This is a genomic window from Caballeronia glathei (assembly GCF_000698595.1).
Taxonomy (GTDB): Bacteria; Pseudomonadota; Gammaproteobacteria; order Burkholderiales; family Burkholderiaceae; genus Caballeronia; species Caballeronia glathei.
This window is the reverse complement of sequence record NZ_JFHC01000045.1, coordinates 1-19,284: the sequence shown is the minus strand read 5'-3', so window position 1 is coordinate 19,284 and position 19,284 is coordinate 1. Positions and strand designations below refer to the sequence as shown.

Sequence of the window (19,284 nt, the reverse complement as noted above, 5' to 3'; positions counted from 1 at the left end):
GCGGCGCTTCGTCAGGCGGCTATGGCGGACAGCACGCCGGCCAGTGCCTCGGGCCGTGAAAGCTGAGACATATGGGCGGCCGCCAGCGTGTGCGTATGGGTCCGGTTGCCCATCGCGCCATCGACGCCGGCAATCATGAAGTCCTGTGCGGCAGCGGGTATTGCGCGGTCGTCGAGCGTTCGGACGTAGTGGCGCGGCACGCGGCCGAAGCGCTCCGCCGTCATCGGCGACGGCAGGAGCAGCTGCCCGGCCGCCTCGTCGCTGTGCATGTGGACGAGTTCCCGTGCGAGATCGTCCGCGCTCATGTCGCCGCAGAAGGCGAGCCTCATCTGTTCCCGATACGCCGGATCATCCGAGCGTGGATCGATGCGCAACGCGCCGGTCTGCCTGGGGTTCGCCTTCTGAAGCGTCGGAATCAGCGAGCCGTGCATCACCGGATGCTGACGCAGGGCCAGCGCGGACATCCCCGGCGCGACCATATATGCGCACAGATAGACCGCCGCATGCAATCGCTGGGGAATGGCCTCGGCGACCGCGGTGACCGGCAGGCCGCCCACCGAATGCCCCACCAGTGCGACGGGTGCGCCCGTGTGCTTCCTCGTGCTCTCCACAAGATCGATGACCGCCCGCGTGCGGTCATCCTGTGTCGTCGCGGCGTTGGGCGACGCTTCCGACGCGAAGGCGTGCGTGTCGAGCGGACGCCTGTCGAACGAGACAGGATGCCGGGCATGTGCGCCTGCTCCCGGCAGATCGAGCGCGCGTACCGCGTGGCCGCGCGCTTCGAGTAGCGGCATCAGCTTGCGCCAGACTGCGGCAGCTTGCCAGGCACCATGAACGAAGACGAATGCAGGTTTGATGTCGAACATGGCGTGCGCGAGGGTCGCGTCCAGGGGTGGCTGCTGACGGCACAGAGGAGGGCCTGAAGCTTTTGCTCGTTTCGAAAGACCGCGATATCCGCGATACCCGCGATACCCGCGATACGAAGCGAATGCCCTTGCCGACAAAAACGCCCGGCGTGTCGGGCCGCGCAGTTAGCTAGACTCGAAAGCACGAAATTGACTGGACTGCCGGGAAAACGCGGAAATCGAGGACCACCGGGCGGCGCAGTTCGCGCCCCGGCAGCTTGCTGATGCGGCCTTGCTGAAGGAGGGTGAGAGGCGCTTGACGACCCTCAACAGTCTCTCGATGCACTCCAAAGCGGACGATCAAAATAGGCTTGAGACAGACCGGAATAAATCAGCGAGCGGGGTGTTTGCCGAGGAATAACGAAACAGGTTCGTAAGCCCATTCGTGAGCCAAAAGCCCGGCAGCATCCAGCCCTCGGCATGTCGCCTCCCTCCACGATTCGAAAAAAATGACGACACCCACTAGTTCCGTAGACCTCGCCGTTGCTGCCTGGCATGACGCGATTGAAGCATTCTGTCGATTGCAACCGCATGGCTACATGAAAGAAGGTCCGCACGGCACGCGATCGATCATGAGCGGCACACCTGTCCCGGTTCTGAACGCAGTCATCAGCACGACCCGCAAACCCGAGGTAGCAGAGCTGAGCGAGTTCGCTGCGTCATACCGCAATGAGGGGCTGCCATGGAGCATTCAGTTGCGCGGTAATCCCGTCGATTCTGCCATTGCGCAGATCGCGGCCGATCGCGGTTTGACAAAGTCCTTCATCCTGCCATTCATGACCAAGCATTTGGACGCTGACGATACGGACGCATCGCCGCTCGACAAAATAAGCGTACGGCGCGTTCCTGCGGAAGACCACGAGACCTATAACAGCGCGCTGGCCGCGGGCTACGAAGCGCCCGATCAGGTTTTCAGAGGCTTGAGTGCTCCAAATGTTCTGAGCGCCGAAGGAATGACCGCATATCTGGTCGAGGAAGACGGAACCGCAGTTGCGACATCGTTCGGCGTTTTTTTGAACGGCCACGTAGGAATATTCAACATCTCAACCCGGCCAGCATACCGCCGACGCGGTTATGCGCGCGCGGCGACGACAGCGGTGCTACGAGATGCGTATGCGCAAGGCGCTCGCACAGCATTCCTGCACTGCACTCCGGCAGGGCGCGGCGTTTATGAGTCGCTAGGCTTTGCGACTTCAGAAGAATGGCAGGTGTACGCAGCGCCATGAGGGCCTGCGAACAAATGAATGATGCCCTCGACAATCACCAGCCGGTGAACATCGGAAGGTTCTGCGATGCAGGGTTCCGACACACTTGCCATAGCTCGCTCTCGGTCGCGGTTCGTTGAAAGACAGCCAGCATCCAAATGTACGGTCCGGATCGTCGCGATCCGCGAGCGGTTGTCGAAGGTCGGCTTCTGGCCGGTCGCTGTCCCATGCCAAAGACATAAGTAACATCCGGTTCGCACAGCGTTGACCGGTTGAGTCCGCACTCCTGATACCGGACAGTCGTTGCTCGTCGCGACAAGCTCCTTACACCCCCCGTACCCACGGTTGTCACAGAAACCCGCCAGGAAGGCTTACTCTTAGCCTGCGAAGTCCATTTGGCGGAGGAGGGGACACTAGACTATGCTTGTTGGAGCGGGATGCAGTGGAGGCCCTTCTGCTCACGCGAAAATCAGAGCCTTGTCGAAGGAAATAAAGGCATAAGCCAATGGGGGCGAAATGCGGCAGACGACCTGTAAGCATGCGCTTATCTTGATGGCCTTGATGTGTTTGGGAACCCTTTCGCCATCCGTTACAGCGCAGTCGGAGTGCTCCGCGACCAACGACAATGATGACCAGATATGCAATGTGAGTTGTGCCCTGGGCGAAACCGCTACCTGCAAGGCCGGTGTAGGTTCCAGCGCACCGAAATGCGTATGTTCCGGCGCCTCCATCTCACTTGATCCAACCGTTAGCGGATATCACGGAACTAGTGCATCGACAACCAATGAACAGTGGCAATCCCCTACGAGCATATTGTTCGAACCGGTAACACGGAGGTGACCCTCCGTTCGTCTGAACAGTATCTTCGCGATTTTTGCCGGATTCAGACATCACTGACTCATCTTTTGGGAGACAGCCGCTGTTCGGTGGGGCCATGTCCGCACTGGTTTGTGCGTCCGTTCTGCGCGCATCTTCCGTTACGCGGGATACCCATCGATCGTCTCGTCATGGCCGCACTCACATCCCAGCAAGCCCAGCAAATTCGCGTCACCAATGCGGCATGTCTGATTTATTCGGCTTCGCGGAAACGGGCCCCTTTCCGAATTCGTGGGCAGGTCCTTGATTTCTGAGGACGCGCGGTCTGACTAATCCCGATCCCTTGCATCCGTTCGTCGCACTGGAACGGTGCAAGGCTCGGTGCCCGCTTCGGGTCAGACGAATCGCGGCTTCCCGGAATAAAGGCGCAGGAGCGGCTGTTGTGTGAGTACAGCTTCACGGCGAGGCGGCGCCGCCCGCCGATTTCCGAATCACACCCGGCCCTGATCATGAACCTCCTGGATCCTTTCTTTCTGTTCATAGGCATCGAGATCGTCGCGTTTCTCATGCTGCTCGTGGTGGCGTTGCGCGGCGACGTGTCGATGTCGTTCGTGGCGCTGCACGGTTACGCGACGCCCGAAGTCGTCGCCCTGCTGTTCGCGCCGGCGGAAACGCTTCCGCTGGCTCCGCAGGAGCCGCTGGTGGCCGAAGGCACACCTGTGATCGAAGCGCCTCACGGCGAGGACGCCTGGGCTTCGATGCTCCTCGCGGGGCTTGCCTTTCATCCATGATGGTTCGGCAGACGAAGATCGCGCTGGCGCTCGTGCTCGCGGCGTTCGCGTTCATCGTGACGTTCGACAACATCGCCGACCCCGCTTCCAACTACGCGTTCGTGCAGCACGTGCTGAGCATGGACACGACCTTTCCGGCCAACGCCCTGATGTATCGGGCGACGACGAATCACACCGCATGGAGCGCAGCCTACGCGCTGATCGTCGCCGGCGAGGGCGTCACCTGCGTGCTGCTCGTGATCGGCTCCGTTGCGATGTGCCGCGCATTGCGCTCGGACGGCGCCGCATTCAACGCCGCCAAGCGCTTCGTGATCGCGGGGTGCGGCGTCGGCTTCATCGTCTGGTTCTTCGGCTTCATGGTGGTGGGCGGCGAGTGGTTCGCGATGTGGCAGTCGAAGACATGGAACGGACAGGAGGCGGCATTCAGGTTCTATTGCGCCGTCCTCGGGGTGCTCGTCTTCGTCAACCAGCGCGACGAGGACCTCGCCTGACGCGTGCGTGCGTCACAGGCTGCGTTGTACATGCGATCGCCCGGATCGATTCGCATGAGGAATAAACCGGCATGCCAGGGTGTTCAACCGAAAGCCTCTTTTCGGCTTTCCAACGAATGACAATCGCCCGGAGCATGCAATGGCAGAACGATCATCAGCGCAGCAGAATCGCACGGCGGCAAGCCGTCCGAGTGGAACCCTTTTCGCGGGCACGCTCGCCGTCGCGTTGTCATGCCTGTGCGCCGCCATGCCGGCGCAAGCGGCGGCGCAGTCCATCAGCGGCTATGCGCAACTCGAGAGCGCGCTGACCGAAGGCCAGGACATCAGCGTGCAGGTGGACCTCGGGCGCTGCACGGTGGCCGATACCGGCAAGCCGGGTCCGCAACTGCGAGGCGGCACGCGGATCGGAACGTTTCTGATTCCGGACAATAAGTACGTGGCGTTCACCGACGTCCATCCGACACTCGACGCGCAGAATCATCCGGTGACGGAGTACATCCGCTATCAGATCACGCCGGATGGCGCTGTCACGGTGAGGACCGCGTTCCGGTCGGGGTCGTCGGATACCGCGACGCCGCGTGGCGTCTACAACTGCGCCATCAATCAGGGCATCCGCCTGATCCCGGTGAACGCGCGCTGAACGCACGAACAGGCGCGGGGCGGACAGTCAGGGACATGACCGTGCGGGCAGCACGGCTGCGCTAGAAGCTCAGCGTCTCGTGCGCCCTGACGATTTCGCCGGCCACGGTCTCGATCTGCTCGCGCTTGAGCATCGCCTGCGAGCGCAGCAGCTGATACGCCTCTTCCTCCGATACGCCGCGCGCTTCCATGACGATCTGCTTGGCCTGCTGGATCAGGCGCAGCTTGGCCTGCTTCTGCTCGAGCCGGTCGATATAGCGGTCGCGCGCACGCGACGCCTTGAACTGCGTGAGGGCAACCGCTATTGCGGTGAGCAAGCCGAACGAGCGCACCGGCGACGGTATCGTGGTGAACGCATTCAACTGAAGCACGGCCTCGATGGTGATCGGATTCTCGTAGGTCACGACGGGAATCACCGGTGGCGACGAGCTTGCGCCGAGCCACGGAAAGTTCATCGAAAGCGTTTCGGGACGCACCGCCATCACGATGAGACCGGTGCCCGCGGGCAGGCAGTCGACGCGCGGCCAGAACACCTCCACCTCGCAGCCGATCCGCTGCAACTGGGCGAGCAGTTCCTCGCCGTCCTGGTCGTGCGGATGAATGACGACGACCTTGAGCGAGCGCAGGTCGCGCAGGATCGCCGGTGTCTCGGCGGGCCGTTTCATCGTGCACCTCCGGAGCGCGCGAGGTCCGGCCGCGCGTCGGTGGTCCAGCGCGGCGTGCGGTGCGAGACGACATACGGATCGGCCTTTACGCGCTCCGGCGCGCGGCCGATGATGTCGAACCGCCCTTCGGCATTCACCCGCCCGATCAGTGGATGCAGGTACGTGTGATTGTTGTGCTCGTCGATGCGCACGCGCCCCTGCGGCGCGTCGAACTCCAGTCCGGGCAGCACGCGAAGGAGCAGCGTGGGGTCGTCGGAGGCCACGCGGCGCATCGCGTCCGCGAGCAGATGCATCTGGAAGTAGGCGGCTTCCCAGCACATGTTGGTCGCCTGATCGCCGCCGAAGCGCGCCTGATAGCGGGCAACGGCGAGCCGGTTCGCCTGGGTATCGATGCTCTGGAAATACGCAGCCGAGGTGATGTGTCCTTCAGCAACGCCCGCGCCCATGATCGCGATTTCGGCTTCGCTCGTCATGTGGCTTGCAATCGGCATGCGATACGGATCGAGCCCGACATGAGCGAACGCGCGATACAGATGCGGAATGCCTTCTCCGACCACCGTCGAGAAAATGAAGTCCGGTGCGAGCCGCCTGATGCGCCTCGCGGCTTCCAGATAGCTTTCCCAGCGGGCATCGAGCGGCAGATAGGTTTCATCCACCTTCTCGCCGCCGCGCTCGAGTATCAGGTCGCTCATCACGCGGTTCGACTCGTACGGGCACACGTAGTCGGAACCGATCATGCTGACCCGCGAGCCGTAGTGCGTGAGCATGAAGCCCGCCAGCGGAAGCGTGTTCTGATTCGGTGCCGCGCCCGTATAGATGACATTGCGGCTGTATTCGAAGCCCTCATACGGCGTGGCGTAGAAGAGGAGAGCGTTGTGCCGCTCGACGATGGGAATCACCGCCTTGCGCGTGCTCGACATATAGCAGCCCACGATGATCCGCACCCGATGCTCGAGGATCAGCTGCTCCGCGAGATCGGCGTAGCGCCGCGGCTGACACTGCGGATCGAGGCAGACGAGTTCCACTTCGCGGCCGAGCACGCCGCCCGCGAGATTGATTTCCTCGGCGGCGAGCATCGTCGCCTGCAATTGCGTAAGCTCGGCCGCCGATGTCACGCCGGAGCGCGAATACAGCACGCCTATCCTGATGGGGCCCGGCGCGCAGCCGGAATCTGCACTGGTCATTGAGCAAAGCCGTAAGGTGGCACTCCGGAGGAGTGTCGTGTGTTTGTGCGTGCTGAGCGCATGCGGTGCATGCGCGCACTGTCCGCGTGCGCCGCGAGGTGCAAGGTCATGCGCGTGTGCCTCGTTGCGTGTCCCGCGATCGCCATGCCATTCGCGTCGAGCGCAGTGTAAGCGTTCAAATTAAACAAGGCACACCACGCATCTCGCGCCTTGATGCGCGGGCTCGCAGCACATTCGTCCCAAACATTGGCACGTCCATTGCTTAGTGATATTCGCCGATCCGCCGTGCACAGCGGGTATCGACAGCACTTATTAAGCTGGTCGGGACAAAGGCGTCCCGACCAGCACCGGCCAAAAAAGCCCGAAATCCAGCGCGTCTGGTTTCGGGCTTTTTTTTGTTTCGCGTTTCTCTCATCCATGTCGGAGTCAAGCAATGAAAAGGCGTACCTTCTTGTCGGCGGTCGGCTCGGGACTCGTGACCGCCGCGGGCACGGCTCTACCCAGGACGGCGCTGGCCGCGGGCGGCGGGGAGCCGATCAAGCTCGGCCTGCTGTTCTCGCAGTCGGGCACGATGGCGAACGGCGAGTCGCTGCTCAAGGACACGGCGTTGATGACGATCGACCAGATCAACGCGAAGGGCGGCGTGCTCGGACGACAGTTGCAGGGCGTCGTGGTGGACCCGGCATCCGACTGGCCCATGTACGCGCAGCTTTCGAAACAGCTGATCCTGCGTGACAAGTGCGCGGCGCTCTTCGGCTGCTGGACGTCGGTCTCGCGCAAGTCGGTGTTGCCGGTGGTCGAGGCGCAGGACAGCCTGCTCTTCTATCCCCTTCACTTCGAAGGCGAGGAGCAGTCGAAGAACGTGGTCTATCTGAACTCGCCGCCGAGCAGCTCCGTGCTGCCCGCGGTCGACTATCTGATGAGCGCGCAGGGCGGCGAGGCGAAGCGCTTCTACATGATCGGCAGCGACTACGTCTGGCCGCGCACGATCAACAAGATGCTCAAGGGCTACCTGAAGACGAAGAACATCCCCGACTCGGCATGGCGCGAGCGCTACGTGCCGTTCGGGCAGTCGAACTTCCAGACCATCGTGCGCGAGATCAAGGAGTTCGCCGCGCAGCCGGGTGGGCAGGCGATCGTCGTCATGACCGTGGTGGGCGATTCCATTCCGGCGATGTTCAAGGAAGCGGTGAATCAGGGTATCCGCGCGACCGACATTCCGATCCTCGGGCTCGACGTGGTCGACAGCGATCTGGAAGGTCTCGACACGAAGCCGCTCGTCGGCCACCTCAGCTGCTGGTGCTATTTCCAGAACGTCGATACGCCGCAGAACCGCCAGTTCAAGAGCGACTGGAAGAACTACGTGAGCGCGCACGGACTGAAGCACAGGCCGGACATGGTGATCGACCCGATGGTGTCGACGTACCTCGGCATCAATCTCTGGGCGCAGGCCGTGACGAAAGCGAAGTCGACGGGCACGGAGCCGGTGCGCCACGCGCTCGCGGGGCAGTCGATGATCGATCCGGCAGGCTACAAGGTGAGCATGGATGCGTCGAGCCAGTATCTGTGGCGCGGCGACATGATCGGCTCGATCAACGCGAACCAGGGCTTCGACATCCTGTGGAAGTCGAAGGACATCGTGAAGCCCGTGCCCTTCAGCCCGTTCATCGGCAAGGCGTGATGCTGCGGGACCGGCGCCCGAACGGGCGCCGGTCGATACGGCTCGATTCGAATCGAACTCCATGATCCATCCGAGGCACTTCCTTCTGGCGATCGCCTGTTTCGTGCTGGCGTCGATCGGCTTCGCGCAGATCGCATGCGCCGCGACGGCGAACCGCGCATCCGCGATCGCGTCGTTTTGCGCGAGCGACGGCGACAAGGCCGCCGCGCTCGCGCAGATCGTCGCGCTGGGCGTATCGGCCGACGTGCCGGAGCGCGCCTGGTCGCGCCGCATGATCGACGCGATACGCGACGGCGCGCTCGTCTGCACGGCCGACGGGCATGCGCTCATTCAGGCAAGCCCGCCGCTCGATGCGTCGAGCCTCCGTCCGCTGGGCAGCAGCGATACCGCCGCATCGGGCGCGTCGCCCTATGTGCCGAGCATCGTCATGATGCGCAGGCTCGCGGTGGCTTCGGCGGAGATCGACATGTTCGCGCCGCAAAGCGAAACGCGTGCGGCCGCCGCGAGGCAGGTCGACAAGTTCTTCGCGCTGCTCGACCCGGCGATCGTCTCGCGCGCGATCAGGCATGAAAGCGACCCGCAGATCGCCGCGGCCCTGACGGTCGCGATGGCGAAGCGCGGGCTCACCAGCGAGGTGAAGGCGGACCGGCTTGCGGCCGTCAAGGCCGTAGCCGAAGTGCCGAGCGAGACCGCGCACACGACACTCGCGGATTTCGCGGCGCAGGAGTCGGTGAAGCGCGACCCCGAACTGCGGCAGGCGGTGGAGCATGCGATCCGCGGCATCGATACGTCCCTTGCTTTCGGCAAGGCGTTCTCCATCCTGTTCAGCGGCCTGAGCTATGCGGGCGTGCTGCTGCTCACCGCGCTCGGCCTGTCCATCGTGTTCGGGCTGATGGGGGTCATCAACCTCGCGCATGGCGAGTTCATCATGATCGGCGCCTACTCGACGTATCTCGTCGAGCGCTTCATGCAGGCGCAACTACCCGCCTTCTTCGATGCGTACATCTTCGTCGCGATCCCTGTCGCCTTCGTGATCTGCGCGGCGTGCGGCATGCTGCTCGAATTCCTCGTGATCCGCTTTCTCTATCGCCGCCCGCTCGAGACGCTGCTTGCCACATGGGCGGTCAGCATCGCGCTGATCAAGCTCGTGCAGCTGCTCTTCGGCTCGCAGAACGTGGAGTTCGTGACGCCGGGGTTTCTGAACGGCGGCATGCAGGTGTCGCCCGGCTTCTTCGTCACGTACAACCGCGTGTTCGCAATCGCGCTGGCGCTGCTGATCTTCCTCGCGACGTTCTCGATCGTGCGCTTCACGAAGCTCGGCCTCCTGATGCGCGCGACCACGCAGCTGCGCGACATGGCGCGTTGCCTCGGCGTCGCGGCCGAACGGGTGGACCGCATCGCGTTCGGCTTCGGCGCGGGCCTCGCGGGACTGGCGGGCGTCGTGCTCACGCAGATCGCGAGCGTCAATCCGTCGATGGGCACGGGCTTCGTCGTCGATTCGTTCATGGTGGTCGTGCTGGGCGGTGCGGGAAGTCTCGCGGGCACGGTCGTGTCGTCGCTCGCGCTCGGCGAGATCAACCAGTTCATCGAGCCGTTCTACGGTGCGGTGGCGGCCAAGGTCGCGGTGCTGCTGCTCATCGTGCTGATCATCCAGAAGCGTCCGCAAGGGCTCTTCGCACTGAAGACACGCACATGACGACGCTTCCCGAACCCGGCTCCAGCCGCGCCAGCCGCTTCACCCTGCACGCGTTCGCCAGCAAGTGGGTGGGCGAGCGTCTCGAAGCCGGCCTCGTGCCGGTGCTGATCCTGGTCGCGGTCTACATGCCGTTCGCGTACTTCGTCGTGCCCGAGACGAACGCGCTGCATCTCTCGCTCTTCGGCATCAACCTGATCGGCCAGATCATGTGCTTCGCGCTGCTCGCGCTCGCGCTCGATCTCGTATGGGGCTACGCGGGCATTCTGAGCCTCGGGCACGGTGTCTTCTTCGGCATCGGCGGCTATCTGATGGGCATCTACCTGCTCAACGGCGCGTATGCCGAAACGCACGTGCTGCCGGACTTCATGCAGTACATGGGCGCAAGCGACTTTCCCGCGGCGTGGAAGCTGCTCTCGCGGCTCGACGTCACGATAGTCGCGACCATCATCGCCTCGGCGCTGGTTGCCGGCGTATTCGGCTTCGTCACGTTCCGCTCGCGCATCAACGGCGTGTATCTCTCGATCATCACGCAGGCGCTGACCTACGCGCTGATGCTGCTTCTCTTCATCAACGACGTGGGCCTCGGCGGCAACAACGGCATGACCGGCTTCACGCGCATCGCAGGGTTCCGGCTCGCGAGCGTGCCGACCCAGATCGGCCTTGCCGTGAGTTCGTGCCTGCTGCTCGTCGCCGCCTACGCCGGGGCACGCTTTCTCGCGCGTTCCAGCTTTGGCCGCGCGCTGATCGCCGTTCGCGACGACGAACCGCGCATGCGCTTTCTCGGCTATCGCACGCATACGGTGAAGCTGATCGCGTGGTGCGTGTCGGCGGTGCTTGCCGCGCTCGCGGGCATGCTTTACGTGCCGCAGGTCGGCATCGTGAATCCTTCCATCGTGTCGCCGCAACTCTCCGTCGAGATTGCGGTGTGGGTGGCGATCGGCGGGCGCGGCACGCTGATCGGCGCGATCGTCGGGGCGATTCTGGTGAATGGTCTGAAGTTCTGGCTCACCGCGCAGGCCCCGGCCGTCTGGCCGTTCATTCTCGCGGGCGTGACGCTCGTGATCGTCGTGTACTTCAGCAACGGCGTGTGGGGCGCGGTGAAGCCCGCGGGCCGCCAACGCGGAGACATCAGCCGATGAGTTCCGTCATGCACGACACGGCCATCTACATCAGCGGGCTTTCCGTGAGCTTCGGCGGTTTCGCGGCGATCACCAACCTGTCGATGGAGCTTCGCTACGGCGAGATTCGCGCTATTATCGGCCCGAACGGCGCGGGCAAGACCACGCTGATGGACGTGATCACCGGCAAGACGCGCCCGGCGAGCGGCGAGGTCTTCCTCGACCGCGTCACCAATCTGGCGACGCTCGACGAGCCTTCCATCGCGCGCCTCGGCATTGGCCGCAAGTTCCAGAAGCCGAGCGTGTTCGAAGCGCTCTTCGTGCGCGAGAACCTGGAACTCGCCATCCGCAACGGCCGCGGCTATGCAGACATGCTGCGCTCGCGTCTCACTGCACCGCAGCACGAGCGGATCGACGAAGTGCTGGACATGGTCGGCCTCGCAAGCGAGGGCGGGCGTATTGCGGGCACGCTGTCGCACGGACAGAAGCAATGGCTCGAGATCGGCATGCTGCTCGTGGCCGATCCGCACGTGCTGCTGCTCGACGAGCCGGTGGCCGGCATGACCGACCACGAGACGGAGCGCACGGTGGAGCTGATCGCGCGCCTGCGCTCGCCGCAACGCGCGGTCGTGGTGATCGAGCACGACATGGATTTCGTCGGCGAGATAGCCGATCTCGTGAGCGTGCTGCACGAAGGGCAACTGCTTGGAGAGGGATCGATGGACCATGTCCGCAACGATCCTCGCGTCATTCAGGTGTACCTCGGGAGATGAGCATGCTGACGATCTCCGGACTCAACCAGTTCTACGGCAGCAGCCACACGCTGCGCGATGTCTCGCTGACGGTGAGCGAAGGCGCGTGCACGGTCGTGCTCGGACGCAACGGCGTCGGCAAGACGACGCTCCTGAAGTGCCTCGTCGGCCTGCTGCCGGTGAAGACCGGCGTGATCGGGCTCGCGGGCCATGACCTCACGCATGCGCCGTCGCACAAGCGCGTGCGCGCGGGCCTCGGCTACGTCCCGCAGGGCCGCGACATCTTTCCGCTCCTGAGCGTGGAGGAGAACCTGCGCATCGGCGCGTTCGCGGGCGAAGCGAACGGCGCCGCAAGCGCCAGGCAGTTCTCGTTCGACGACGTCTTCCACACCTTTCCCGTTCTCAAGACCATGCGCCGGCGCATCGCGGGCAACCTCTCCGGCGGCCAGCAGCAGCAACTCGCCATCGGGCGCGCGCTGCTCACCAACCCGAAGCTGCTCGTGCTCGACGAGCCAACCGAAGGCATTCAGCCGTCGATCGTCAAGGAGATCGAGGCGGTGATCCGCTCGCTGAAGGGGTCGCTCTCGATCCTGCTCGTCGAGCAGTTTTTCGATTTCGCGCAGGCCGTGGCCGACGATTACGTCGTCCTGGTCCGGGGACAGGTCGTCTCGTCGGGGCGCGGCGACGAGATGGAGGCGAACGGCGTCAGGGAGCTGATTTCAGTGTGATGCGCGAACCGGCGTCACCGGGCGCATCGAATTCGACCAACGCGTACTTCAAAGGGACCGCAAATGAACTGGCTTGAACAATCGATCATGCACACGCGCGGCGTCGCACGCGGACGTGTGGGGGAGACGCACGAACTGTCGGAAGCGCGTCAGGGCAAGTTTCACTACACGATGGGCCCGTATTCGGACCCGGTGATGAGCATCGCGCCAGGCGACCGCGTGATCGTCGATACGCGCGATGCATTCGAAGGAAAGATACGCACCGAGCAGGACCTGCCGAGCCAGAAGCTGCAGGTGCCGTTCCTGAATCCGCAGAACGGTCCGATCATGATCGACGGCGCGGAAAAGGGGGACGTGGTGGCGGTGTACATCGAGTCGATGCGTCCGCGCGGCGACAATCCGCGCGGCACCTGCTGCCTGATTCCGCGCTTCGGCGCGCTGACCGGAACGGATTACACCGCGACGCTCAACGAACCGCTGCCGGAGATCACCCGCAAGATAGACCTGGACGAAGAGGGTGTCTACTGGAGCCGCCGCGTCACGCTGCCCTACAAGCCGCACATCGGCACGCTGAGCCTTTCGCCGGAAATCGACTCGATCAACTCGCTCACGCCCGACAACCACGGCGGCAACATGGACGTGCCCGACATGGGCCCGGGCAGCATCACGTACCTGCCGGTCCGCTCGCCGGGCGGGCGGCTCTTCATCGGCGACGCGCACGCGTGCCAGGGCGACGGCGAAGTTTGCGGCACCGCCGTGGAGTTCGCGAGCACGACCACGATTCACGTCGACCTGATCAAGGGCTGGCAGATCGCCTGGCCGCGCCTCGAGACCGAGGCGCTGCTGATGACGATCGGCAGCGCGCGCCCGCTCGAGGACGCGACGCGCATCGCCTACAACGAACTGGTGCGCTGGCTCGAAAAGGAATATGGCTTTGACCGCTGGGACGCCTACATGATGCTCAGCCAGTGCGGCCAGGTGCGGCTCGGCAATTTCGTCGATCCGAAATATTCGGTGGGCGCGGCGATCAGCAAGAAGTATCTCGCAACGGCTTCCTGAGGAGACTCGATCATGGATCTGCAACTGAAGGGACTGAAGGCGATCGTCACGGGCGGGACCAAGGGCATCGGCCTCGCGATCGCGCGCACGCTGGCGGCGGAAGGCGCGCATGTGGCGATCTGCGCGCGGGACGGCGCGGCGGTCGAGCAGACGGTCGCGGACCTCGTCGCGCATTCGGGCGGCACGGCAAAGGCGCTCGGCGCGCCGGTCGATGTCGCCAACGGCGAGCAGCTCAAGGCGTGGACCCGCGACGTGGCCGCGAGCCTCTCCGGGCTCGACATCGTGGTGGCGAACGTAAGTGCGCTGTCGATCGGCAACGACGCCGAGTCGTGGCGCAAGGAATTCGAAACCGACCTGATGGGCACGGTCAATCTGGTCGATGCCGCGCTGCCGTTTCTCGAAGCCAGCAAGGCCGCGTCGATCGTGGCGATATCGAGCGTGTCCGGCCGCGAGATCGACTTCGCCGCGGGGCCGTACGGCACCTTCAAGGCGGCGCTCGTGCACTACATGCAGGGTCTCGCGCATCAGCTCGCGGGCAAGGGCATTCGCGCGAACACGGTCTCGCCGGGCAACGTGTATTTCGAAGGCGGCGTGTGGGACCACATCGAACACACGAACCCGAAGCTCTTCGCGGACGCGCTTGCGCTCAATCCGAGCGGGCGGATGGCGCGGCCGCAGGAGATCGCCAATGCGGTCGCGTTCATCGCGAGTCCGGCGGCGAGCTTCGTGAGCGGCACGAACTTCGTCGTCGATGGCGCGCTCACGCGCGGCGTGCAGCTTTAGCAGCAATGCCGCGGCATGTTGCGCGCGGCAGCAGTCTTTCACAAGTCAACCAGTACCGAGGTATGTGCATGGCAGTACAACTAGCGTTACGCGACATCCGCAAGTCGTTCCCGGTGAAGACGGGCCGCGTCGATGTGCTCGGCGGCCTGTCGTTCGACATCTACGAGCGCGACTTCGTGAGCATCATCGGTCCGTCGGGGTGCGGCAAGACGACTGTCTTCAACGTGATCGCAGGCCTCCTGGAACCCGACGAGGGCGAGATCGAGTATCGCGGCGAGCGCGTGGACGGCCTGCGCGGCAAGGTGGGCTACATGATGCAGCGCGACCTCCTGCTGCCGTGGCGCACGGTGCTGCAGAACGTGCTGATCGGGCCCGAGCTCGCGAAGATGCCGCTCGGCGAGGCGCGCGACATGGCGATGGAGTATCTGAACACCTACGGCCTCGCGGGCTTCGAGAACGCCTACCCGCGCATGCTGTCGGGCGGCATGCGCCAGCGCGTCGCGCTGATCCGCACGCTCATCAACGACCCGGACATCATCCTGCTCGACGAGCCCTTCTCGGCGCTCGACTACCAGACGCGGCTCTATCTCGAAGGCGTGCTGATGGAGGCCGTCGAGACGTTCAACAAGACGGTCGTGCTCGTCACGCACGACATCGACGAGGCCGTCGCCCTCTCCAAGCGCGTGGTGGTGCTCGGCGGGCGGCCGTCGCACGTCAAGAAGATCTACGACATCGACATCAACGCGCGCACCCCGATCGGCGCCCGCAGCGATCCGAACTTCGCGGGTTACTTTCACGCGCTGTGCGGCGAACTCGACATTCAGACGGAGGTGGCGTGAACATGGCGCAATCCCTCTCCGTCGATAAATCCGGCGCGCGCGACGGCGCGAAGCCCAGGCACCGCAAACCCATGTTCGACAGCGGCTGGGGCCGCACCACGCTTCAGCTCGCCGCGGTGATCGCGTTCTTCGCGATCTGGGAAGGCGCGGCGCGCGCGGGCTGGGTGTCGAACTTTCTCGTCGGCTCGCCGGTGAAGATCTACGAGGCGCTCGTGCGTTCGGCGCAATCCGGCGAGCTCTTCGTCGATACCGGCTACACGCTCTTCGAGGCCATTCTCGGCTTCGTGTTCGGCACGGCGGTCGGATCGGTCTGCGGCCTCGGCCTCTGGTATTCGCCGTTCGTCGCGCGGCTGATCGAGCCGTTCATCGTCGCGATCAACAGCGTGCCGAAGATCGCCTTCGCGCCAATCGTGATCCTCTGGTTCGGCACCGGGCTGATATCGAAGGTCGCGCTCGCCATCTCGCTCACGGCGATCGTCGCGCTGATCGCGGCGTACGAAGCGGCCAAGGACGCCGACCCCGATCTCCAGGCGCTGCTCGTCACGCTCGGCGCGAACAAGAACGACGTGTTCCTGAAGGTCGTCGTGCCGTTCACGCTGCCTTACGTGATCTCGACGTTTCGCATCAACGTGGGCTTCGGCCTCGTCGGCGCGGTGGTGGGCGAGTTCATCTCGTCCGAGAAGGGGCTCGGCCACATGATTTTCACGGCGTCGAGCCTCTACGATCTCAACACCGTGTGGGCCGGGCTCTTCGTGCTGATGGCGATCGGCTTCGCGCTGTATTTCCTGATCGACCTGATCGAGCGCCGGCTGCTGCCGTGGCGGCAGGCTTCCAATGCGCCGACGCTGCGCGTCTGAACAAAACGACTCCAACTCAACCCCATACTCCAGGACACGACGATGACAATGACCGTTCGAAAACGACTGGCCGCCGTCACGGCCGCAATTTCTTTCACGATGGTTTTCGCAAGCGGGCCGGCCCACGCCGCCGACAAGAAGGTGACGATCTCACAGGCGTTCCAGTCGATGCTCTATCTGCCGCTGTACGTCGCGCTCGACGGCGGATTCTTCACGAAGGAAGGGCTCGACGTGACGAAGCAGACCGCGGGCAGTCCGAGCGCCGCGCTTTCGGCAGTGCTCTCGGGAAGCGCCGAGTTCTCGCTGCACGGTCCCGAGTGGACGGCGGTGGCGGCGGAGAAGGGCGCAGATGTCGATGTGATCGCGAACGTGGTGAACGGTGCGGCGGTGTGGATCGCCACCGCGCCGGACGTGAAGTTCACGGGCATCGCAGACGTGAAGAACCAGACCGTCGTCGCGGGCCAGATGCCGACCACGAGCACGTCGCTCTTCTTCAAGCTGCTCAAGGAGAACGGCATGTCGCCGTCGGACGTGAAGCTCGTCCAGGTGCCGCTCGGCTCCGAGATCGGGCCGCTCGTCGCGGGGCAGTCGAAGATCGCCGTGATGTACGAGCCCGGTCTCGATCAGGCGGTCGCGAAAGGGATGAAGGTCGTGGTCGGCTTTCCGAAGCTTTACGGCGAATATGCGTTCTCGTCGATCTCGGCCAAGCGCAGCGTGGACCCTGACTCGGCGGCGCGCTTCGTGGCCGGCCTGCAAAAGGCGCTCGTCTACATGCAGACGAATCCCGCCGAAACGGCCGCGATCGCCCGCAAGGAGTTTCCGACGCTCGACGCAGCCGTGGTCGACGCCGCGGTCAAGCGCATGCTGACCGAAGGTGTGTATCCGAAGAGCGTCGACATCACGCCGAAGGCGCTCACCGTGGCGATGGACACGCAGATCGCGCTGGGGAACCTGAAGCAGCAGCCGAAATACGATACCTTCATCGTTCGCAAGTACATCCAGCCCGCACTCGCAGCAAAGTGAATCAAGTGGAATACAAACTCATGAACGCACCCAGCCATTCAACGAACATCAGTCAGATCCGCAGTGACATCGCTTCCGGCGAGCTTACGGTGGAGCAGAGCGTGCGCCGGTCCTTCGATGCGGCGCATGCGTCGCAAGCGGCCTTGCAGGCATTCGTGCATCTGCCCGACACGCCTGCCGTGAACGCCGCCAATCCTGCCGCGCCGCTCGCCGGCGTGGCGGTAGCCGTGAAGGACATCATCGACACCGCCGACATGCCCACCGAATTCAACTCGCGTGCGTACAAGGGGCGGCGCCCCGAGCGCGACGCGTGGGTCGTCGCCCGGCTGCGCGCCGCGGGCGCGTCGATTCTCGGCAAGACCGTCACGACGGAGTTCGCGTGGCGCCATCCCGGCCCGACCGTCAACCCGTGGAACCCGGAGCATACGCCGGGCGGCTCGTCGAGCGGCTCGGCGGCGGCGGTGGCCGCGGGCATCGTGCCGCTCGCGCTCGGCACGCAGACCCAGGGGTCGGTGATCCGCCCGGCGGCGTATTGCGGTGTCGTCGGCTTCAAGCCGAGCTACGGCACGATTGCGCGAACGGGCGTGTTGCCGCTCGCGTGGTCGCTCGATCACGTGGGCCTCTTCACGACGAATGTCGCCGATGCCGTGCACGTGCTCGGGCTCGTGTCCGGAACCGACGCGGGCGATCCGCACGCGCTGAACGCCGAACCGTCGGCAGGCAGGCCGGGCGCGCGGCGGATCGGCGTGCTGTCGAAGCAGGTGGGAGGCGCCATCGACGAAGCGCAGCAGCTCGCCCTCGACCGGCTCGCGGCGCGGCTCGCGAGTGAAGGCGCGGAGATCGTCGAAGTCGATCTCGATGCGGAACTGGCGGAAGCCGCGAACCACGCCTTGACGCTGATGGCCGTGGAGGCGGCGGTCACGCATGGCGACCTGGCGGAGCGCTCGCCGGACCTGGTGAGCGTCGCGATGCGCTCGCTCGTGGAAGAGGGGCGCAACGTGCCCGCCACTCTCTATGCGCAGACGCGGCAGCTGCAATTGCGCATGGCGCGCCGCTTCAATCGCTGGCTCACGGAAACGATGGGGCTCGACGCGCTGCTCGTCGCACCCGCAACGGGCGAAGCGCCGCGCGGCCTGGACTATACCGGCGACGCGTCGTTCTGCGCGCCGTGGACGTTGCTCGGCGTGCCGGCCGTCACCGTGCCGGCCGGCTTCGGCCCCGCGGGCCTGCCGCTCGGCGCGCAACTGGTGGGAGCCGCCCACGGCGATGCGGCGCTGCTGTCGCTCGCGCAATGGGTCGAGGCGCGGACCGAATGGAAGGCGCTCGTCAAGACGCGCTTCGCTGCCGCCAACTAAAAGCGGCTTCTGGGCGCTTGTGCGAAAGGTCCGGCGTGCCGGACCTTTTTTCTGCACCGGTGCAGATGGCGGAAGAAACGCCGGTACACGCGACCGGAAATTCTGCAGCGCCTTGCTCGCAGATGACAAGCTTCTAACGAACCTCAAAAAAATCAGCGTCGTCGCGAGGAGATCTTTCGCTGATACATGACGCGCGGCGCGCGCCGCCGCTCGCGCGCACATGATCCATGCGCCTGCCATACACGATGCTTGATCGACAGAAAGCCGGCTCGAAGAACCGGACCTGCCGCGAACCAAGGGCGCGTTGCAATGCACAGATCAATCGACACGCACGGGCTCGACCAAATCGACCTGTCGCATTTCCGGGGGTGCCGAACGTGGTGATCCGGGAAGGTCTGCCGCCGTTCCCGTCCCTGCACGCAAGCGCGCGCACGATCGAAGCTGCGGACGACGCCGCGCCGCTCACGATTCGCGTCAGCAATCCGCTCGACGCGGGGCGCCGCCGCGACATTTGCGAGCATCTTCGGCCGCGCATCGCGGCACGATGCAATCCTTCACGAGCGGACACGCGCGCGGCGCGTCGGTCGACGACAGTGCGCGGTCATGCGGAGGCACTCGCATTGTGACGTTCGGAGGCGCCGATCGATGAACGACAAAAAAGCCCGTCAGGCGCAATGAACTGACCCCTCAAAGTTGG

At 64.5% G+C, this 19,284-nt stretch carries 19 protein-coding genes; 15 read left to right on the top strand and 4 right to left on the bottom strand.

From position 1 onward, the window contains the following. Window positions 1-11: 11 nt before the first annotated feature. The gene (locus tag BG61_RS24765; RefSeq protein ID WP_035934084.1) at window positions 12-866 is read right to left on the bottom strand and encodes an alpha/beta fold hydrolase; all 855 of its coding nucleotides are present in this window, start codon (window positions 864-866) and stop codon (window positions 12-14) included. Between the two features lie 488 nt (window positions 867-1,354). Here BG61_RS24765 and BG61_RS24760 point away from each other — a divergent pair, with 488 nt between their 5' ends. Next, window positions 1,355-2,131 (top strand): GNAT family N-acetyltransferase, encoded by a 777-nt coding sequence (locus BG61_RS24760; protein WP_035934082.1) that lies wholly within the window; start codon window positions 1,355-1,357, stop codon window positions 2,129-2,131. A 437-nt stretch (window positions 2,132-2,568) separates the two neighbouring features. On the opposite strand, the gene BG61_RS24755 is transcribed toward BG61_RS24760, so the two are convergent. Then, window positions 2,569-2,841 (bottom strand): hypothetical protein, encoded by a 273-nt coding sequence (locus BG61_RS24755; RefSeq protein ID WP_035934081.1) that lies wholly within the window; start codon window positions 2,839-2,841, stop codon window positions 2,569-2,571. A 594-nt stretch (window positions 2,842-3,435) separates the two neighbouring features. On the opposite strand from BG61_RS24755, the gene BG61_RS24750 reads away from it, so the two are divergent. The 3 genes from BG61_RS24750 to BG61_RS39380 all read left to right on the top strand — a co-directional run bounded on the left by BG61_RS24750 (window position 3,436) and on the right by BG61_RS39380 (window position 4,848). After that, complete coding sequence (locus BG61_RS24750; RefSeq protein ID WP_035934080.1) at window positions 3,436-3,717, top strand: hypothetical protein; 282 nt, start codon at window positions 3,436-3,438, stop codon at window positions 3,715-3,717. Further along, window positions 3,714-4,208: a DUF2165 family protein gene (locus BG61_RS24745; RefSeq protein WP_035934077.1), complete on the top strand. Its 495-nt coding sequence runs from the start codon at window positions 3,714-3,716 to the stop codon at window positions 4,206-4,208. Before BG61_RS24750 ends, BG61_RS24745 begins: the two co-directional genes overlap by 4 nt. A 139-nt stretch (window positions 4,209-4,347) precedes the next feature. After that, the gene (locus BG61_RS39380) at window positions 4,348-4,848 is read left to right on the top strand and encodes a VirK family protein (protein ID WP_051672771.1); all 501 of its coding nucleotides are present in this window, start codon (window positions 4,348-4,350) and stop codon (window positions 4,846-4,848) included. A 61-nt stretch (window positions 4,849-4,909) separates the two neighbouring features. Here the strand turns inward: BG61_RS39380 and BG61_RS24735 are convergent, their stop codons facing one another. Both BG61_RS24735 and BG61_RS24730 read right to left on the bottom strand, forming a co-directional pair. Further along, window positions 4,910-5,512: an ANTAR domain-containing response regulator gene (locus BG61_RS24735; protein ID WP_035934074.1), complete on the bottom strand. Its 603-nt coding sequence runs from the start codon at window positions 5,510-5,512 to the stop codon at window positions 4,910-4,912. Beyond that, window positions 5,509-6,696 carry a transporter substrate-binding domain-containing protein gene (locus tag BG61_RS24730; protein ID WP_035934072.1) on the bottom strand — a complete coding sequence of 396 codons (1,188 nt, stop codon included), beginning with the start codon at window positions 6,694-6,696 and terminating at the stop codon, window positions 5,509-5,511. The genes BG61_RS24735 and BG61_RS24730 overlap by 4 nt, the downstream gene beginning before the upstream one ends. Before the next feature lie 433 nt (window positions 6,697-7,129). Between BG61_RS24730 and BG61_RS24725 the strand changes: the two genes are divergently transcribed. The 11 genes from BG61_RS24725 to BG61_RS24675 all read left to right on the top strand — a co-directional run bounded on the left by BG61_RS24725 (window position 7,130) and on the right by BG61_RS24675 (window position 18,587). Continuing rightward, the gene (locus BG61_RS24725) at window positions 7,130-8,377 is read left to right on the top strand and encodes an urea ABC transporter substrate-binding protein (RefSeq protein ID WP_035934071.1); all 1,248 of its coding nucleotides are present in this window, start codon (window positions 7,130-7,132) and stop codon (window positions 8,375-8,377) included. Between the two features lie 61 nt (window positions 8,378-8,438). Next, window positions 8,439-10,073: an urea ABC transporter permease subunit UrtB gene (urtB, locus tag BG61_RS24720; RefSeq protein WP_081868178.1), complete on the top strand. Its 1,635-nt coding sequence runs from the start codon at window positions 8,439-8,441 to the stop codon at window positions 10,071-10,073. After that, window positions 10,070-11,212 (top strand): urea ABC transporter permease subunit UrtC, encoded by a 1,143-nt coding sequence (gene urtC, locus BG61_RS24715; protein ID WP_081868177.1) that lies wholly within the window; start codon window positions 10,070-10,072, stop codon window positions 11,210-11,212. Before urtB ends, urtC begins: the two co-directional genes overlap by 4 nt. Beyond that, complete coding sequence (gene urtD, locus BG61_RS24710; RefSeq protein ID WP_035934070.1) at window positions 11,209-11,964, top strand: urea ABC transporter ATP-binding protein UrtD; 756 nt, start codon at window positions 11,209-11,211, stop codon at window positions 11,962-11,964. The genes urtC and urtD overlap by 4 nt, the downstream gene beginning before the upstream one ends. Before the next feature lie 2 nt (window positions 11,965-11,966). Further along, complete coding sequence (gene urtE / locus BG61_RS24705) at window positions 11,967-12,671, top strand: urea ABC transporter ATP-binding subunit UrtE (protein ID WP_035934204.1); 705 nt, start codon at window positions 11,967-11,969, stop codon at window positions 12,669-12,671. A 63-nt stretch (window positions 12,672-12,734) separates the two neighbouring features. Further along, entirely contained in the window at window positions 12,735-13,730 is a 996-nt protein-coding gene (locus tag BG61_RS24700; RefSeq protein ID WP_035934068.1) for an acetamidase/formamidase family protein, read from the top strand. 12 nt (window positions 13,731-13,742) lie between these two features. Continuing rightward, window positions 13,743-14,513, top strand: coding sequence for an SDR family NAD(P)-dependent oxidoreductase (locus tag BG61_RS24695; protein ID WP_035934066.1), 771 nt, complete (start codon window positions 13,743-13,745; stop codon window positions 14,511-14,513). Between the two features lie 68 nt (window positions 14,514-14,581). After that, on the top strand, window positions 14,582-15,352 hold the full coding sequence (locus BG61_RS24690; RefSeq protein WP_035934064.1) for an ABC transporter ATP-binding protein: 771 nt from the start codon (window positions 14,582-14,584) through the stop codon (window positions 15,350-15,352). A 2-nt stretch (window positions 15,353-15,354) separates the two neighbouring features. Further along, on the top strand, window positions 15,355-16,209 hold the full coding sequence (locus BG61_RS24685) for an ABC transporter permease (RefSeq protein WP_035934063.1): 855 nt from the start codon (window positions 15,355-15,357) through the stop codon (window positions 16,207-16,209). Window positions 16,210-16,251: 42 nt separating this feature from the next. Then, on the top strand, window positions 16,252-17,232 hold the full coding sequence (locus BG61_RS24680; RefSeq protein ID WP_051672770.1) for an ABC transporter substrate-binding protein: 981 nt from the start codon (window positions 16,252-16,254) through the stop codon (window positions 17,230-17,232). A 20-nt stretch (window positions 17,233-17,252) separates the two neighbouring features. Next, the gene (locus BG61_RS24675; RefSeq protein WP_035934200.1) at window positions 17,253-18,587 is read left to right on the top strand and encodes an amidase; all 1,335 of its coding nucleotides are present in this window, start codon (window positions 17,253-17,255) and stop codon (window positions 18,585-18,587) included. The last annotated feature ends 697 nt before the right edge of the window (window positions 18,588-19,284 follow it).

Excerpts from the sequence above, each read along its gene's own strand:
- BG61_RS24765 (WP_035934084.1), bottom strand. The coding sequence starts at position 866 with ATGTTCGACATCAAACCTGCATTCGTCTTCGTTCATGGTGCCTGGCAA.
- BG61_RS24760 (WP_035934082.1), top strand. The coding sequence starts at position 1,355 with ATGACGACACCCACTAGTTCCGTAGACCTCGCCGTTGCTGCCTGGCAT.
- BG61_RS24755 (WP_035934081.1), bottom strand. The coding sequence starts at position 2,841 with ATGGAGGCGCCGGAACATACGCATTTCGGTGCGCTGGAACCTACACCG.
- BG61_RS24750 (WP_035934080.1), top strand. The coding sequence starts at position 3,436 with ATGAACCTCCTGGATCCTTTCTTTCTGTTCATAGGCATCGAGATCGTC.
- BG61_RS24745 (WP_035934077.1), top strand. The coding sequence starts at position 3,714 with ATGATGGTTCGGCAGACGAAGATCGCGCTGGCGCTCGTGCTCGCGGCG.
- BG61_RS39380 (WP_051672771.1), top strand. The coding sequence starts at position 4,348 with ATGGCAGAACGATCATCAGCGCAGCAGAATCGCACGGCGGCAAGCCGT.
- BG61_RS24735 (WP_035934074.1), bottom strand. The coding sequence starts at position 5,512 with ATGAAACGGCCCGCCGAGACACCGGCGATCCTGCGCGACCTGCGCTCG.
- BG61_RS24730 (WP_035934072.1), bottom strand. The coding sequence starts at position 6,696 with ATGACCAGTGCAGATTCCGGCTGCGCGCCGGGCCCCATCAGGATAGGC.
- BG61_RS24725 (WP_035934071.1), top strand. The coding sequence starts at position 7,130 with ATGAAAAGGCGTACCTTCTTGTCGGCGGTCGGCTCGGGACTCGTGACC.
- urtB (WP_081868178.1), top strand. The coding sequence starts at position 8,439 with ATGATCCATCCGAGGCACTTCCTTCTGGCGATCGCCTGTTTCGTGCTG.
- urtC (WP_081868177.1), top strand. The coding sequence starts at position 10,070 with ATGACGACGCTTCCCGAACCCGGCTCCAGCCGCGCCAGCCGCTTCACC.
- urtD (WP_035934070.1), top strand. The coding sequence starts at position 11,209 with ATGAGTTCCGTCATGCACGACACGGCCATCTACATCAGCGGGCTTTCC.
- urtE (WP_035934204.1), top strand. The coding sequence starts at position 11,967 with ATGCTGACGATCTCCGGACTCAACCAGTTCTACGGCAGCAGCCACACG.
- BG61_RS24700 (WP_035934068.1), top strand. The coding sequence starts at position 12,735 with ATGAACTGGCTTGAACAATCGATCATGCACACGCGCGGCGTCGCACGC.
- BG61_RS24695 (WP_035934066.1), top strand. The coding sequence starts at position 13,743 with ATGGATCTGCAACTGAAGGGACTGAAGGCGATCGTCACGGGCGGGACC.
- BG61_RS24690 (WP_035934064.1), top strand. The coding sequence starts at position 14,582 with ATGGCAGTACAACTAGCGTTACGCGACATCCGCAAGTCGTTCCCGGTG.
- BG61_RS24685 (WP_035934063.1), top strand. The coding sequence starts at position 15,355 with ATGGCGCAATCCCTCTCCGTCGATAAATCCGGCGCGCGCGACGGCGCG.
- BG61_RS24680 (WP_051672770.1), top strand. The coding sequence starts at position 16,252 with ATGACAATGACCGTTCGAAAACGACTGGCCGCCGTCACGGCCGCAATT.
- BG61_RS24675 (WP_035934200.1), top strand. The coding sequence starts at position 17,253 with ATGAACGCACCCAGCCATTCAACGAACATCAGTCAGATCCGCAGTGAC.